Source organism: Paenibacillus uliginis N3/975 (assembly GCF_900177425.1).
Lineage (GTDB): Bacteria > Bacillota > Bacilli > Paenibacillales > Paenibacillaceae > Paenibacillus_AQ > Paenibacillus_AQ uliginis.
Genome location: NZ_LT840184.1, coordinates 2,431,572 through 2,447,191 on the forward strand (window position 1 = coordinate 2,431,572; position 15,620 = coordinate 2,447,191).

General features: G+C 41.7%; 15 protein-coding genes. 5 read left to right on the forward strand and 10 right to left on the reverse strand.

Annotated elements, in window-relative coordinates; translation table 11 throughout:
• The first annotated feature begins 25 nt into the window (after positions 1 to 25).
• Positions 26 to 301, forward strand: a complete 276-nt coding sequence (locus B9N86_RS11570) for a fibronectin type III domain-containing protein (RefSeq protein ID WP_244563037.1) — start codon at positions 26 to 28, stop codon at positions 299 to 301.
• Here B9N86_RS11570 and B9N86_RS11575 read toward each other — a convergent pair.
• On the reverse strand, positions 290 to 1,000 hold the full coding sequence (locus tag B9N86_RS11575; RefSeq protein ID WP_208919354.1) for a MerR family DNA-binding transcriptional regulator: 711 nt from the start codon (positions 998 to 1,000) through the stop codon (positions 290 to 292). The genes B9N86_RS11570 and B9N86_RS11575 overlap by 12 nt on opposite strands.
• A 200-nt stretch (positions 1,001 to 1,200) precedes the next feature.
• On the opposite strand from B9N86_RS11575, the gene B9N86_RS11580 reads away from it, so the two are divergent.
• Both B9N86_RS11580 and B9N86_RS11585 read left to right on the forward strand, forming a co-directional pair.
• Positions 1,201 to 1,824 carry a DUF5701 family protein gene (locus B9N86_RS11580; protein WP_208919355.1) on the forward strand — a complete coding sequence of 208 codons (624 nt, stop codon included), beginning with the start codon at positions 1,201 to 1,203 and terminating at the stop codon, positions 1,822 to 1,824.
• A 275-nt stretch (positions 1,825 to 2,099) separates the two neighbouring features.
• Positions 2,100 to 2,582 (forward strand): hypothetical protein, encoded by a 483-nt coding sequence (locus B9N86_RS11585; protein WP_208919356.1) that lies wholly within the window; start codon positions 2,100 to 2,102, stop codon positions 2,580 to 2,582.
• 82 nt (positions 2,583 to 2,664) lie between these two features.
• Here B9N86_RS11585 and B9N86_RS11590 read toward each other — a convergent pair whose 3' ends face one another.
• The 6 genes from B9N86_RS11590 to B9N86_RS11615 all read right to left on the reverse strand — a co-directional run bounded on the left by B9N86_RS11590 (position 2,665) and on the right by B9N86_RS11615 (position 9,668).
• Positions 2,665 to 3,789 (reverse strand): Ger(x)C family spore germination protein, encoded by a 1,125-nt coding sequence (locus B9N86_RS11590; protein WP_208919357.1) that lies wholly within the window; start codon positions 3,787 to 3,789, stop codon positions 2,665 to 2,667.
• A complete protein-coding gene (locus B9N86_RS11595) occupies positions 3,786 to 4,883 on the reverse strand; it encodes a GerAB/ArcD/ProY family transporter (protein ID WP_210190664.1) in 1,098 nt (365 codons plus the stop codon). Before B9N86_RS11595 ends, B9N86_RS11590 begins: the two co-directional genes overlap by 4 nt.
• Before the next feature lie 30 nt (positions 4,884 to 4,913).
• Positions 4,914 to 6,296: a spore germination protein gene (locus B9N86_RS11600; protein WP_208920249.1), complete on the reverse strand. Its 1,383-nt coding sequence runs from the start codon at positions 6,294 to 6,296 to the stop codon at positions 4,914 to 4,916.
• Between the two features lie 297 nt (positions 6,297 to 6,593).
• Positions 6,594 to 7,412: a MerR family transcriptional regulator gene (locus tag B9N86_RS11605; protein ID WP_208919359.1), complete on the reverse strand. Its 819-nt coding sequence runs from the start codon at positions 7,410 to 7,412 to the stop codon at positions 6,594 to 6,596.
• A gap of 268 nt (positions 7,413 to 7,680) precedes the next feature.
• Positions 7,681 to 8,868 (reverse strand): cytochrome P450 family protein, encoded by a 1,188-nt coding sequence (locus tag B9N86_RS11610; RefSeq protein ID WP_208919360.1) that lies wholly within the window; start codon positions 8,866 to 8,868, stop codon positions 7,681 to 7,683.
• Positions 8,869 to 8,960: 92 nt separating this feature from the next.
• Entirely contained in the window at positions 8,961 to 9,668 is a 708-nt protein-coding gene (locus B9N86_RS11615; RefSeq protein WP_208919361.1) for a TioE family transcriptional regulator, read from the reverse strand.
• Positions 9,669 to 10,048: 380 nt separating this feature from the next.
• Between B9N86_RS11615 and B9N86_RS30235 the strand changes: the two genes are divergently transcribed.
• Complete coding sequence (locus B9N86_RS30235) at positions 10,049 to 10,294, forward strand: GNAT family N-acetyltransferase (RefSeq protein WP_244563039.1); 246 nt, start codon at positions 10,049 to 10,051, stop codon at positions 10,292 to 10,294.
• Positions 10,295 to 10,444: 150 nt separating this feature from the next.
• Positions 10,445 to 12,895, forward strand: a complete 2,451-nt coding sequence (uvrA, locus tag B9N86_RS11625; RefSeq protein ID WP_208919362.1) for an excinuclease ABC subunit UvrA — start codon at positions 10,445 to 10,447, stop codon at positions 12,893 to 12,895.
• Positions 12,896 to 13,066: 171 nt separating this feature from the next.
• Here uvrA and B9N86_RS11630 read toward each other — a convergent pair whose 3' ends face one another.
• From B9N86_RS11630 to B9N86_RS11640, 3 genes are all read right to left on the reverse strand, one after another.
• Complete coding sequence (locus tag B9N86_RS11630; RefSeq protein ID WP_208919363.1) at positions 13,067 to 13,768, reverse strand: HAD family hydrolase; 702 nt, start codon at positions 13,766 to 13,768, stop codon at positions 13,067 to 13,069.
• A 35-nt stretch (positions 13,769 to 13,803) separates the two neighbouring features.
• Entirely contained in the window at positions 13,804 to 14,586 is a 783-nt protein-coding gene (locus B9N86_RS11635) for an arylamine N-acetyltransferase family protein (protein ID WP_208919364.1), read from the reverse strand.
• Positions 14,587 to 14,944: 358 nt separating this feature from the next.
• The gene (locus B9N86_RS11640) at positions 14,945 to 15,601 is read right to left on the reverse strand and encodes a cupin domain-containing protein (RefSeq protein WP_208919365.1); all 657 of its coding nucleotides are present in this window, start codon (positions 15,599 to 15,601) and stop codon (positions 14,945 to 14,947) included.
• Positions 15,602 to 15,620: the final 19 nt, after the last annotated feature.

The window sequence follows — 15,620 nt, forward strand, 5'->3', positions numbered from 1 at the left end:
CAAACAATTATTAAGGGACCCTATTTTGCAATGGCCTACGGTGGACTCCATGACGATCATGTGGGAAACATCTGAGCCGGCATCCTCCAGAGTAGATGTTCTGTTAGCAGAGAGAATCCATAGTGGATATCAAGGTAATTACAAAAAACCGGAGCAAGTGATCACAACCGTCTCTAATGAAGGGCATTCAAAAATTCACCAGCTCACAGTGAACGGCCTTGAAGCAGGGACGGTTTATTTTTACCAAATACATTCAGGTAACGGACAAAGTGTGCGACTACATCTGGTATTAATCAATTAAATCTAACAATCGGCATAAACGGTATAAATAGTACCCGCCGCGAAGTTGTTCTTGGTTTATGTTGTTCAGGTACGCCAGCGAATCTTGAGCGATTTTTTTCGCATGCTCCAGATCGTTATGATCCATTGCCCCGATCGCTTGTTTAAGCCCCACTAAGTCATATGTATAGACAGCCGGCCGCAAGGTGCGAAGCAGGATGATTTTACGAATTTGAGATTGATTAAATATTCGGTACCTATTTCGTGAATCTCGTGAAGAAGTGATAAGTCCGATCTTTTCCCAGTATCGGATTGTTGAACTTGGGATGTTCGTCGCAGCAGAGACCTCCCCGATGGTCATCCATTCTTTGCTTCCACCTGAATCCAGGAAGTTAAGTTCATTAGACGCCAAGACGTGAAATGTTTCTTCAGCCAGAATTGTATCACGATACAGGTTGGCCTGAACTTGGTTAACCAATCGGAGTGCAGTATCCACTTCTTCAGATTGAATCTTGCATAAAACGTCTTTCGTTACATCCATCCCAAAACCTGGGGCCATAGCTTGAATACATTCAAAATAAGCGATATGCTCCTCTGTATAGATCCGATAACCGCTTGCTGAACGCTTTGTAGGGGGAACAATTCCCTGTGCTTCATAATTTCTTAGGGCACTTGTACTTATATTAAGTTTAGTTGCGATATCTATCGGTCTTATATTCATGGGTTCACCTCAACATTCATGCTGATTAAGATTAAAGCACACTTATAAAGTTTTTTAAATTAACTTAAGAAAAAACAACAGATTTGATCGAGCAAGTTTAGAATTAGCATGAATGTTGTACGATAAAAGAGTATAGCATAATTGCTCTGATGGTAAAAGAGCTTTTCAAAGCTTGTCCAGAGAAAGAGAGGGAACAACGAATGATCACTAACGAATTTGACCAACAAGTAGAGAATTTGATTCAAAAAGGATATCCTGCGATTGCAGGGTTAAATGAGGATGAATTCAGAAATCAGCTTCAGCCTCTCAAAACAAATACAATAGGGTTTGAGAAGAGTGTGGAAGATCGAGAAGGTTATATTCCTTATGTCATCGTCATCAAAAGCGAGTGGGTGGATGGAGAGAAGGCGATGCAACTCGTAGAGCGAAAAAATCAAAAAGGATTTAGTGTTATGGATGCTAATGACATTCAGAGATTTAAACCTATTGAGGGGATAGAACTACCTAATGGAATAGCATACCTGGCCATGGATATAGATACAGGTACAGAAACTCGTAACGTCACACCAAACGAAGCACTCAAGACGATTGTAAACGACAACCGCTCTCCACTTACCCTGGAAGAGGGGATAGCTGTTATTACACATAACCCTGATATATTAATGAAAAATAGGGGCTTCTCACTGCTTGGTTCTCGCTGTGGAGACCGCAGGGTTACCGCCTTGTGGATTAGTGCCGGGAAACCGAAGCTTGGCTGGTGTTGGGCAGGCAACCCACATACATGGTTGGGCTCAGCATCATGTAGTTCAAGAGTTGGAATGTAACAAGCAAACCGACTGACATAAAAAGGACTGTTCAGTCATCGTGAACAGTCCTTTCCTGTTTATCCTTCGTTATGAGATTCCACAAATTTTACCGCTTCATAAACCATGGCTGCAGCAATGTGATTATTACGATTATGTAGTTTATGTATGGAGGTGATATCATGACAGTAACAGTAACAGTAACAGTAACAGTAACAGTAACAGTAACAGTAACAGTAACGGTAACGGTTCATCAAATAACTCGCTGTTTCGGTTAGACGGGAGGATAACATCATATGTACCAAGATAAAGCAGACGCAGACTTTTCTAATGAGGTGCTGCTGAGTCTTCATTCTGACGAACAATGGAGACGCCGGAAAAGGGAATTAATAAGCTGGACAAGCTCTCCCAAAGTTCGTAAGGGGGAGAAGAAGACTAGGTTATTTAATGGTGTCTACGTTGACTCGGAGATTTATCCCGCATTGAGCAGGCTTAATCGGCTAGGGATACAAACCGAATTTTCCTGTGCTGGGGTAAGTCCCCTGGATGAGCCCGTGGATCATTCACTATATGCATACATTACTTTAATGGCTGGTAGCACCTCGGATAAATTCGCTGCCACCGTTGTGAATGTAATGAAACATCGTGTGTTGGTGACGTTCGAACCTACATGGGGCAGGTATGACGTATCTTCATTTTTTATAGGACATAACCGCTCTTTCTGTTTGTTAATAGATCATTGTGCTGCATTAATGGAAGAGAATGATTCCGATGTATAAAGGTCGTTATAAGAGAGGATTACATATGTAGAATAGCTTGGGCACCAATAACTGAGCAACGAAAATTAGTGCCCAAACCTCCCTAAAAAATCACGCCTGTATCTACGATTTCAACATCTACTTTCGTATGAAATTGCACTTTTGGGTAATCCTTACTCCAGTTTTTGGTTTTCCATACGTTATTATGATAGGCAATCACTTTTCTCCCTACGCCGAAAATATCGCAGTTCGCCTTTTGAAGTTCTCGGATGACATCTTTTGCCTCTTCCGTCAGCATTTCAGAGAGCCTTTGATTAATACTGTCGAGCTTTTTTTCAGTGAGCGCTTGGTCCTCCGTAAACTCTTCGACAATGGCTTGGAGTTTCAAATTCAAATTCACAATAATGTCTCCGTCCTTAGATACATGCACGTTAAATTTACGTTTTATTTTTTTCTTCGCCAAATTGAAGGTCATGGTACCGTGTAAGTTATCCGGATAACTTATTTCTATTTTTCTGGTGAAGCGTGCATTTTCTCCCTGTCGTCCCTTGAGCAGAACTAACATAACGGATTGGTCTGCGTTTAGTGATCCGGTGAGATGGTGTTCATGAAACAGAGCCACACCTTTAGCCACTACTTCTTTACCTTCTTGTCCAATATAAGGCAGTGCGAAGTCCTGTCCGGGATCCTTCAAGGATCGGAACACGGTATCAACGGTTTCTGTAGGATAGAATAGACTCATCCGTTCCAAACTCTTAATTTTCTGTGAAATGAACTCGCCGACTTTCATTCCTCCAACCATTTTTTGACTTAGGATTTTTGTAGCTTCACCTTCAGTGACGACAAGCCGAAGATTTGCTGTCGGGTTATTGGGATCCCTGAAAATCACATTTAGAACAGAATTCAAACCTTGCTTTGCTAAAGGACTTCCTATAAGCTGTATGCTATTTTTTATAAAACTCAAGTTACCTCGATCTTTTTTTCGCATCTCACTGCTTGCATCGCGTGTTGTCATTCCTTCACTTGTGTGAATTTCATTAGTCGTGCTGGTCTGTTCTGCTTCAGCAGGGATAATGATTTCGACCGCTTGAAATATCTTTCCATCATCCTTGAGGTCTAAGGCCACACTGTAAGCAAGATTGATATCTTTCAAATATTCTCGATCCCAACATCCGGTCAGGGAGACGAGGGCTAGAAGCATCACCAAGAAATAGGAAATGAGTTTCATGCCAATTCACCGGCCTTCCTTTTGACAAAGAGAGATAGAATCATCATTACGAGAGGGATGCCGACTATAAAAAGGTACGCTGAATACTCAACTGCTCTATCTAATTGATTTATGGCCATAGGGGTTATAGGAAACAACGCGATAATGTAACTTACAATTATGACATAGGGTGCAAAGTTCTTGTGATTACTCCTCTTAAATAAAACTGTAAGTCCAATAGAAGGCGCATAACAATAACTGACAATCGAGCATACAAGCGTAATTGCCCATATCGGTAAGAACAGGACGTCTGCACGATCGAAAACATAAAAATTAAGGGATTTCATCAGGTAAATCACCGGTTCAGGTATTAATCGTAGCTGCTCGGTATTAAATACCATCACGCAGGTGACGACAACAAATGTATAGAACAAAGTGACGAACAAATTGGCCAGACTAATCGTCATCAGTCTTTGTTTGTTCGATCCTTGTGTATAAGGAAAAGTGATGAGCATCATCTCAAATCCATACATGGAAATCGTAGCATCTTTGGCACCTTTTACAATATTCATGTAGCCGGCCTCAAGTAGCGGAAACATATATTCTACACGGGATTGAGTTAAGCCATAGCTGACAAAAAAGATCAATGGTATAAACAGAAAAGATGCCAGCGCATAGAATCTGGCCAATACTGTCAGCTTCTCTCTGGCTAGATATAGAGCCATGATCGAGAAGAGACCTAACAATACCCATTTAGGTGTTGACAGGAGTATCCAGCTTTGCAAAACATCAACGGTGCTGAGCAAAATATTAGCAGCTAGAAGTATGAAGTGACCGATATAACAAACAATCAATAATCTGCCTATGACTGGACCACACAGTTTTAGACAAATATGAAACAGGCTGAGTCCAGGATACTTCTTCAATAAAAACCACATTATAATGATAATAATTTGGGTGACAAACCCCGCAATCAAAACGGAGAGACCCGAACCGCCCATCGCATTATTATTCAACTCGTGAGGAATCGAAAGAACACCAACCCCGATTTGGGCCTGAATGATAAAAAAGAAAAACTGCAATTTCGAGAGCATTTTCTCACTTTGAGTCATCATATCTCATCCTTTACTGCATGAAGTGGACTGTTATTCATCAGGATCAGAACTGCTTTGATGCTTGCGGATACTCCAAATGGGAAATCGTACAAACGTATCCTTTAGACCTCTTAAACTTAACGGAGTCAACGGGTTAAAATATGGCTTTCCAAAGGATTCAAGTTTGACCAAATGGATGAACAAAATCGTCAGTCCAAATGAAATTCCGATATATCCGAATATGGACGCAACAACCATCAGTGGAAACCTTAATATGCGAATAGACGAGCTCATCTCATTGGAAGGAATGAGAAAAGAGGATATGGCAGTTAAGGCTACGACAATAATCATCGTATACGATATTAAACCAGCTTTCACGATGGCATCCCCGATAACTAAACCGCCTACAATGCCTATAGTTTGACCGACTCGGTTAGGAAGACGAAGTCCCGCTTCCCGAAGCAATTCAAAAATGAGCTCAAGCAGCATAGCTTCGACCAATGGAGGAAACGGTACACGTGATAATGAACCTTGAACCGTGAAAAACAATTGTAGTGGCAGCACATTGGAATGATAAGAAACGGTCGCTATATATATAGCGGGCAGCATGAATGCTGTTATGAAGCTTAACAACCGGATAATGCGAACAAAGGAGGCGATCATCCAACGATTACTATAATCATCAAGAGTTTTGTAAAAAGTGAAAAAGTTTACAGGTACGATCAATGCGGTTGGATCACCATCGAGTAGAATGGCTACATGCCCGCTGAGCAAGTGTGCACAGGTATAATCGGGACGCTCTGTATTCAGATGCTGGGGGAATATCGAATACGGATTATCCTCCATTACTTCCTGTATGTATCCTGTAGTGATTATGGCATCCAAAGTGATGTCTTTTAGTCTTGATTCAACTTTCTGCAATACCTCTTCATTAGCAACATCTTGCAAATATACCACCGCAACTTGCTTGGGAGATTTTTCTCCAATCTGGAAGTAACGGATAGTGAGATTAGATGTGCTGATCTGTTTGCGAATTTGGTATAAATTCACTTTCAAACTTTCGATAAAGCCATTATGAGCACCTCGAACGACACTTTCGTTTTCTGGCTCCGATACGCTTCGTAAGTAATTTGCCGGTGTGGAGAGGATGTAAAACTCGGGGTTCCCTTCTAAAAAATAGAGGCATTTTCCTTCTATGAGTCCATGGACACCCTTATCTAACGAGGTTTCTTGGTCAAAACCGAGGGTTGTAAAAAGCTCGTCCAGTTCTTTGTCTTCTACACTTCTGCTCAATGGTGTAATAACGTTTCGCTCTATAAGTTCAGCATCTGCTACGGATTCGAGATACAGAAGTATTCCGGAAGTTCCTTTAAAAGCTTGAGTTCTAGTTTTTAGATCACTCGTTTGAAACAGGGCGTTTTGGATGTACTGCATATTTTGATTTATAGAGGAAAATGATACAGCGGTTTGAGTATTCATAATTAGATCGCTCGCCTTCCGATGATTAATACCCAATAAATTCCCCTGAACATTTGAAAATTATTCCGAGAACAGGTCATATTATCCTGGGACATCCCTTTGTGTGTTGTAGGGCACTACGAGCCTGAACGAATGAGCGAGTTTGAAGTAACTAATGAAGATACATTGGTTACAAAACCAAGTAAGCCACCCAAGGATGATGATTCATCGGGTGGCCTCTCCATGGATATAGTAAGTGTGGAACACAAACTCTTATTGCTTCCTCACTGGATAACATATCTCTGTTACCCACTGGTCGGGGTTGGCTTCTGTGCCAGGTCCGACATGATAAATGGTAGACATAGGCCCGTTCATTTCATATTGATTGCCCGAGATCCAAGCTGCAATCACCTCATTCGCAGCTCCCAATTGATCGTAGTTTCCCTCAATGATTGTAGAAGTCACGAGCAATTGAGGAACATGCTTGAAACGGACATGTTCCGTGTCCTGATACTTGCCAGTGACAGAAATCTGAATCTCAACGTCAACATCAGCTTCCTTATAACCTTCATCGTGAAAGACCGCAAGGCTCATGCAAGGTTCTGCAAATTGCAGTTTTTGTGCTGCCGTTTCTTCCATCAGTTGGTTCCATAAGAGCCCTTCTTGATTGTACGAAGGTATGATTTGACGAAGGCTCGCTACATATCTTGAACTAATCTCTTTTAGGGTGACATTATATTTCATAGGTAAACAGTCCTTTCCAAGTTGTTGGATAGTTGTTTGAAGCAGTGAGAGCTTGTTCTGTAACAATTGCTCTTGTTCTTTCATTTGTGCGTGTTGAATCATGAGATGCTTTCGCAAACTCTCCTCATCGCCGTATTCCTTCAGAATTTGCCCGATTAACGTAAGACTAAAGCCCATATCCTTTAAGGAGTTGATTCGGTTCGCAAGCGAGAGCTGCCCTGGCTTGTAATAACGATAGCCCGTCATTTCATCAACGTATTCGGGAACAAGTAAACCTAAATCATTGTAGTGTCGCAGCATCCGTATACTGATCCTGGACAGCTTGGAGAAATCACCTATTCGAAACATTGTTATCTTCCTTTCACCGCGGTGTTATTGAGCTCATCTTGAGTATGGGGTATACCATAGTGGTAGAGTCAATAACGATGAACATCTTTTTTTAAGCCTGATTATTGAGGGAAACTCGGCATCGCATGTAACCTATGAAAATTATTGATTCATCGCTATGCTGAAACCTTACTTGACGAAAGGTAGCATGTCTAAGAAGTATAAAAAAACACAATCCCATAACAGTAAAACTGCTGTAAGATTGTGCTCTGTTATGAAAAATATTAGGTCATTTGATGGAAAGAGGAATCTCTTTCACACCCCGAACAATCATGCCGGGTCTCCATTCGAGTTCTTGAATGTCACTACGGAGTTCGATATTCGGAAATCGCCGCAATAGCGTGTTTATTGCAATTTCACCTTCCAGACGGGCGAGCGGGGCGCCAAGGCATAGGTGAATGCCTTTACCGAATGCCAGATGCTTGCTTTTATTCCTTGTAATATCAAAAATATCAGGATCGTTAAATTGTTCTGGGTCGCGGTTGGCGGAATCCAATGCTACGATGACCAGATCACCTCTTTTCATCATCTGGCCTCTAAATTCAAAATCTTCAGTTGCCCAGCGGGATGTACTGAATTCGACAGGGCCGTTGTAACGGAGCATCTCCTCAATCGCGCCATGAATAAGGTCTGGTTGTTCTTGCAGTAATTTGCGTTGTTCTGGATGCTCCAGAAGTGCAAGCACACCATTGCCGATCAGATTGACCGTCGTTTCATGGCCGGCAATGATCATCAAGGTGACGACACCGTACAACTCCTCTTCTGATAAGCGGTCTCCTTGTTCTTCGGAAATAATCAACTGACTGATCATGTCGTCTCCGGGATTTTCGCGGACATTTGCAAACCATTCTCCCAGATACTGAACGAATTCGTTCATATGTTGATTCACTTCTTCTCCAGTTTCCTGATTGGAAGCTCCGATAATGGAGTTGGACCAGATCCGGAATTTATCCCGATCCTCGAGAGGAACCCCGAGTAATTCACTGATCACGATAATCGGTAGGAGGAAGGCATAATCATCGATAAGATTCATGCTGTCTTGTGAGGACACAGCGTCAAGAAGTTCATCAGCAATGTCTTGAATATGGTCTCTCATTCCGGCAATGATTTGCGGAGTAAACCCTTTTTGTACAAGTCCACGAAGTCTTTTGTGATCTGGTGGGTCAGAGAATAGCATATTACTTGTAAAAACGCTTGCATATTCGTTACCGTATATTTTCGTTATGTCTTTGATAAATCTAGGATCCTTTAAGACCGCTACTGCATCTTCATAACTGCTGACAAGCCAGCCGTAAGAACCGTCCGGAAACATCAAATTAAGCAGGGGATCGCTTTTCCTTAATTTTTCGTATACCGGGTATGGGTTCTGGGTGAATTCATTCGTAAACAGATTTTTCGGGGATTCGCTAGCGGTCATTGAAATGGTCTCCTCTCGAAAAAAAAGATTTGATCTAATTATACGACAGAAAAACATGAAGTATGAAATGTTCAATAATCGAACTGTCTAAATCAATCGATTAATTCCAATACATCGCAAAGCTCAACCAATTGTTGAACGCCTCGAAACTGCTGGCGATTACGCTGGTTAATGCTTATCAGAGCATCTTCAGTAACTTTTTTTGCTTTTTCGATGCTGTGATGTTCCACAGCCTGAACAATCTCCTTCATATTTTCCAAAAAGTAAACCGTTCTTCGCAATGTACGAATGAGTAGGATTTGCCGAATGTGCATGGATGTGAAAATCCGGTATCCATTCTCGGGGTCTCGCAATGGCGAGATCAGTCCTTCCTTTTCCCAATGCCTGATGGCTGAATCCTGTACATCGGTCAGGGCTGCGACTTCGCCAATGGTCATATGACTTTTCAGTTTTTTATTTGGGATGAGAGGTAGCTCCGGGTCCTGAAGTAGCGCAAGCGTCTGATCCGCAACCATTTTTTCATGCTGAAGTTTGGCTTGCTCATGATTAACGATCCAAAAGGCTTTATCCACTTCAGCGTTTTGTATATGCCGAAGCACATCACATGTGATGCCTACACCGAATCCAGGAAACAAGGCTCGAAGGCAGCGAAAGTAAGCTAAATGTACTTTTGTATACAGACGGTAGCCATTTTCTGCACGAGCGGGTTTCGGGATGACTCCCCAATCCTCGTAATGTCGCAAAGCGCTCGTACTGATGTTAAGTTCTTTGGCAATCTCAATCGGTTTGTAATAGCGCATCTCGGGCACTCCTCTTAACCGTAGTAGGTTCCAGGTTACCACTATACCAAATGCGTTCCACACAGACAAACATTAAATAAAAACCCTAAAGTGCATAGACATACTTTGCATCTTATAGAGCTTCTATTCTAAGTATCGTGGAGCAACACCTTCTCACTTGCATCAATGTTATAAAATGATTGTGAAGGTCTTGATTTCACTCCCAATAGAGGAATAGGTGATTGAATGAACATTTCGCATGAGACTCCTAACAGCAATGAGTATATAAAATTGAGAAAAGCTGTAGGGCTTGGTTCCATGGATAACTCCGTGGCCGATGTCGCACTAAAGAATTCGTTGTTTCGGTAATTGTACGAGGAGAGGACTCTAGGCTTAATGCAATGGGCAGAATCATTGGTGATGGAGCTTGTTATTTTCAAATTGTAGATATCGCAGTTCATCCCTCGTATCAAGAACAGGGATTAGAGGAAATGATCATCAAAGAGTTATTAGCTTATTTGGCTAACAAAGCCTCAAAGGATGCTGACATACTAGTGATTGCAGATGTGGCGAAAATTAAAATGTATCAAAGACTGGGCTTTAAGCTCATCTATCCTGAATTTTATGGCATGTCCATCAAGATGTAAAACATTCTAAAAAAACATTAAAGTTTCATGACGGATATCAAGCTCTGATTATGCTTCATATTAACAAATCTTTATCTGAACCTTATCACTTGCATCAATGTTGTAAAGTGGTTGATGTAGTACAATTTTCATTCAATATTGGAGGGTTATATGACAGATTTCATTCGTATTACTGGAGCGAGAGAGAATAACTTAAAAAATATAACGCTTAACATTCCCAAACATCAGCTCGTGGTAGTTACAGGTCCATCAGGATCGGGAAAATCCACACTTGCAATGGATATTTTGCAGCGGGAATGCCAACGGCAATATATGGAGTCGAGCGGGATGTCATCAGAATCGATATCAAAGCCTAAAGTCGATTCCATTGTCGGGCTATCCCCGTCCATCTCCATTGGTCAGCATGTGACAAACCGGAATCCACGTTCAACGGTCGGAACAGTGACGGATATGTACACCTATCTGCGTTTGGTGTTTCAGAAAAAAGGCGAACGAAAGTGTAGGCAATGCCAACAGGTGATCCCACCGGCATCTGCTGGAGGAGAAGAAGAGGTTATTTATTGTTCCGCTTGTAAATTTGCTTATCCCCCTTTGACCAAATCGGATTTTTCCTTTAATACACCAAGTGGTGCTTGTCCAACCTGTAGTGGGCTTGGGACTGTAGTTGATATCGATGTCGAGGCTGTGTTTGATAAAGAGAAAAGCATTCGCGGTGGGGCCGTAACCTTTTGGTATGACGCAATCAATGAATATTACTCGAGTATTCTTAAAGCTGCGGGTAAGCATTATGGTTTTGAAATGAATTCGGATCAGCCGTTGAATACCTACAGTGAAGTCCAGTGGGACTTACTCTTTTATGGTGTTGAAAGTGAAGCCTTCTCACGACATTTTCCGGATATGAGTCCACCTAAAACGGCGGGAAAAGGGAACTTTAAAGGTGTTTTGACTGGCATGTGGCAGCGTTATAAAGAGAAGGAAGGTCAGTCCAGTGAAGCTGCGTATTTTCAGACCCAGACCTGTCATGATTGCGGAGGAGAAAGACTAAAAGAAGAAAGCCGCCAAGTCACTGTAGAAGGGAAAACACTGCCGTCTTTATCAAGATGTTCGTTGGATGAGTTATGCGATTGGTTAGAGGGCGTTCACGCCAAGTATCAGCAAGAAGGAGATACACTCTTTGATACGGTTCTAAATGATTTATTGATTAAGATAAAAAGGGTAATCAATGTAGGACTCGGCTATTTGTCTCTGGATCGACAGACCATTACCCTGTCCGGAGGAGAATCACAAAGGTTAAGACTTGCTTCTATTCTTGGTTCTGGACTTACTGGGGTGCTGTATTTGCTGGATGAGCCTACTTCGGGACTGCATCCGAAAGACACAGACGGTCTGATTCAAGTTATGAAGGAACTGCGTGATCTCGGCAATACAGTCCTTCTTATTGAGCATGATGAACGGGTCATTCAAGAGGCTGATCATATTATTGATGTTGGACCGGGTGCAGGACGTTTTGGGGGAGAGATCGTTGGACAAGGAACGCTTACTGAACTTATGAATCAAGAACAGTCTGTCACGGGACGATACATGAAGGAAGAGGGAAGTATTCCATCATCCGGGCGTAGGGGCGATGGTGACGTCATCACCATTCATGAAGCAACACGCCACAATCTGCAGAACATAACAGTCGAGTTCCCGCTCGGATGTTTGACGGCAGTTTCCGGTGTATCGGGTTCAGGTAAATCCACACTTGTCTTTGACCTGCTTGCTTCTGCGAACCAAACCGTTTCAAAGATCGAAGGATGCCGGGACATCACAGGACTGGAACCTATCCAAAGTGTGATCAAAGTGGATCAATCACCGCTTTCTCGCATGCAACGCTCCAGTGTTTCCACTTACGTGGATTTGTACACTTTACTACGAAAGACTTTTGCAGCATTGCCCGGAGCTAAAGAGAGTGGTCTTGAAGCTAAACATTTCTCATTCAATACACCGGGAGGAAGATGTGAGAGATGTGAAGGATTGGGACAAGTCATGGTGGATATGCATTTCTTATCTCATCTGCAAGTTGTCTGTCCGGATTGCAAGGGACAAAGATTCAATCAAGAAGTGCTAGAAGTAACTTATAAAGATCATTCGATTTCGGATATCCTCGAGCTGGGGATTGAGGAGAGTCTTTCTCTGTTCGCTGAACATAAGAAGATGAAAAAACTGCTTGAGTTATTATGCGAAGTGGGGCTTGGATACTTACAGTGGGGACAGTCTGTAACAACACTCTCCGGTGGGGAAGCGCAGCGGTTAAAGCTTGCAAAAGAGTTAAGCGCAACTTCCGGAGGCCACACTTTGTACTTGCTCGATGAACCGTCTACTGGTCTGCATCCGCTGGATGTTCAAAAGCTGCATGTGCTGTTGAACAAACTTGTTGATGCTGGGAATACGGTCATTATGGTTGAGCATAACACGAGTTTAATTGCAGCTTCCGATTGGGTAATCGATATGGGTCCTGGTGGTGGAACTTCCGGCGGACTGGTGGTTGCTTACGGTAGCCCACATGACATCGCATCTAATCGCGAGTCACACACAGGGAAATATTTATTTACGAAATAACTAGTAATATACTAGTGTTCTTATAAGTATTAAGATAACTAAAAAAAGCATCTGCATCGTTTAAACGGTGTGGATGCTTTTTCGATTGGGGGGCTTTCCGTTAAGTACAGCTCAGTCAGCTGTCATTCAATACTGAGGTTTTTGGTAGGGAAGTGAATCTCCTCTTCGTATTTACCCTAAAAGTTTTTGCGTTATTTCATAAAAGTCATGTACTTGATCAATATCATCTCTCTTTTCATGAAATTTATTTAACCATAGTGAATTCATCCCAGATTTCCTTGGAGCAACGTAATCGTTCTCATAATCATCACCAATGAAAAGAATCTCCTGCGCCTCACATCCAGAGTTATCAATAGCGTACTTATATATCCTAGGATCAGGTTTTCTCCATCCAAATCCAATGGATGACACAATGAATTCAAAACTGTTTCTCATATTGTTTTTGTTCAACAACTCTTCAATTCCGTTCATGACCATGAAGTTAGACACGATTGCTAAGCGATACTTCTCTTTAAGTTGTAATACCGCATCCCTAACTTCTTCCTTAATAAAACACTTAGATTTATATGTATTCCAGTAGTTATCATATAAACGATTTGTAACTTCTTTCTTATCCTGCTTGATTGATTCTGTGGCGTTAACAACAACCTCAATTCTTTGTTTCAGTTCATACTCCTGATAAGTATCATAACTATCGTTCATTAATTTCTTTGCGATATTATATCTTTCTAAATAGTCATCAAAACTCTGCCAATACTGTTCAACTCCAGAATTCGCGTAAGACCAAAAAGCATAGTCACTTGAAGTCGGGAGCTCAAATAAATCAATTATGGTCTCCATACAATCAAAAAAAATGTATCTGATATTTTTCATTGTTTGAATCTCCCAATTCTCCATTTAAAAGAACGTTATTGTTTCAATTCAAAAGGTAACTTGATTCCGAAGTGAACATATAAAGCATCTGCATATTCTTGTGGACTGGAAGGTGAAAATGTACGTACCTCATCGGATGTAAATATACGAAACTCATGACCATCTACGGTGTTCCGTCCGTCTTTGGTACGAATGAATACTTTGGCTCCTTTATTAAATACCGATTCAGGGGAATACTGGCACCAGTAAGACGTCGTAAAATAATCTTGAGGTAAATTGGCTTCCTCCGTGAAGGAATAAACAGGGTCCAAAATTTCATTCTTTCGTTCGTACAACATCCATCCGTAAGATGATGTTTTATTAACCTGGTAGATTTCAGTGCCTTGTATTTGTTCGGCGTCCTCAATAAGTTCGATCGGTAGTCGAGGTGCCATGCCCGCTCCAACATCAGCGATAAATCGTCTATCATGTATGTCAACGTGAAGGATATGGTGACGTCGTTTGACTGGCGTATGGGACTCACCCCGCCAAAACCGGCCGAAATAATTAGTAACCTTGAATCCGAGTTCCTGCAGAAGCCATCCGAACAGTGCGTTCAGTTCAAAGCAGTAACCTCCCCGGCGCTCAATTACGATCTTATGAAACAGATCCGGGATTTCAAGCGATAAGGGGATGTGTCCGAGTATATCCAAGTTCTCGTAAGGGACCGTGTGAACATGTTGCTCCTGTAATTTAGCCAGCACTTCTGGACTGTTGTTGATGGGACCGTTAAACCCGATGCGATCCAAATACAGTTGTACATCCAATTGGTTATCCATGAAATTTGATAGCACCACATCTCTAATTAGTATATATATGTTTATAACATAATAATTCCTATTTGGAAGAAAGAAAAAAGAAGAAGAGCAAGCGCGAAATGCAGCTTGCTCTTCTTCTTTACATGGATTTGCTTCTTCGTGATCGGCGCTTCCGAAAGAAACCATAGAGGATATCTACTAAATAGCGCTCTGGACGCAGAATCAGACGATTCCGTTACCTATGAACCTCAGAGTCAAACATTCAAGTTAAGCACCCATGATGGTGTTCGATATTATCGGATAGGGAAAGGAATGAACCAACTTGTTCAGGTAAAAAAATAAACGGTAAGAGAGTTTTGAAGCAGTTAAACCTTGCTTACTATCGAGTAGGATACTGCCATCCATTTCCTATAACTTGTGGCGGTTGCTGTTGTATTTTTGTGTATCCATATGTGTTACACTGCCCTTGATTATTTTGCTGTGTTGGTGCACAGTTTTCATTACCATTCTGAACGTTATTGCAATTGCACGGTGGTCCAATGACAACAGTTTCTGTAATAGGAGCGAGCGTTTCCTCGACCTTCGCCTCATCCAAGCAATACGTATGTGCCAAAATGTCAGCAGGTGTTAGACGAAGCAGATCTGATCCCGGTATGAATTCCGGAACAGGGGCATCAAAGACGGCTAATAAGTGAGTATTGTCCACAGTAGCAATTTCGTAATGCCACCAACCCTGTGGAACGTTTGCTACTTGCCCAGGTGTAATGGGGATGTTAACCAGCTTTTTAGTAAATGGGTTGATTAATGAGACGACTGCGGCTCCTGATATACAGTAGACTAGTTCTGATGCATTTTGATGAGTGTGTGGCTCGACTACGTTCGATTTACTAAGATAAATATCTAACAAAGAGACGTTTCCTAACGTATTAAGCTGATTGACGGAAAGAGAATTAATGTAATTGCGTCTGTCTTTTTTAAAAAATTGATTTTGGCTTAGATCATAAAAATACTGCACAGATGGTGATGTGAAATCCATATAAGATATCATCGTTTTA

Bases quoted from the DNA above. Each gene is read 5' to 3' on its own strand.
- B9N86_RS11575 (WP_208919354.1), bottom strand. From the start codon at position 1,000: ATGAATATAAGACCGATAGATATCGCAACTAAACTTAATATAAGTACA.
- B9N86_RS11630 (WP_208919363.1), bottom strand. From the start codon at position 13,768: ATGAAAAATATCAGATACATTTTTTTTGATTGTATGGAGACCATAATT.
- B9N86_RS11640 (WP_208919365.1), bottom strand. From the start codon at position 15,601: ATGGATTTCACATCACCATCTGTGCAGTATTTTTATGATCTAAGCCAA.
- uvrA (WP_208919362.1), top strand. From the start codon at position 10,445: ATGACAGATTTCATTCGTATTACTGGAGCGAGAGAGAATAACTTAAAA.
- B9N86_RS11590 (WP_208919357.1), bottom strand. From the start codon at position 3,789: ATGAAACTCATTTCCTATTTCTTGGTGATGCTTCTAGCCCTCGTCTCC.
- B9N86_RS11585 (WP_208919356.1), top strand. From the start codon at position 2,100: ATGTACCAAGATAAAGCAGACGCAGACTTTTCTAATGAGGTGCTGCTG.
- B9N86_RS11600 (WP_208920249.1), bottom strand. From the start codon at position 6,296: ATGCAGTACATCCAAAACGCCCTGTTTCAAACGAGTGATCTAAAAACT.
- B9N86_RS11610 (WP_208919360.1), bottom strand. From the start codon at position 8,868: ATGACCGCTAGCGAATCCCCGAAAAATCTGTTTACGAATGAATTCACC.
- B9N86_RS11605 (WP_208919359.1), bottom strand. From the start codon at position 7,412: ATGTTTCGAATAGGTGATTTCTCCAAGCTGTCCAGGATCAGTATACGG.
- B9N86_RS11615 (WP_208919361.1), bottom strand. From the start codon at position 9,668: ATGCGCTATTACAAACCGATTGAGATTGCCAAAGAACTTAACATCAGT.
- B9N86_RS30235 (WP_244563039.1), top strand. From the start codon at position 10,049: ATGGGCAGAATCATTGGTGATGGAGCTTGTTATTTTCAAATTGTAGAT.
- B9N86_RS11595 (WP_210190664.1), bottom strand. From the start codon at position 4,883: ATGATGACTCAAAGTGAGAAAATGCTCTCGAAATTGCAGTTTTTCTTT.
- B9N86_RS11635 (WP_208919364.1), bottom strand. From the start codon at position 14,586: ATGGATAACCAATTGGATGTACAACTGTATTTGGATCGCATCGGGTTT.
- B9N86_RS11580 (WP_208919355.1), top strand. From the start codon at position 1,201: ATGATCACTAACGAATTTGACCAACAAGTAGAGAATTTGATTCAAAAA.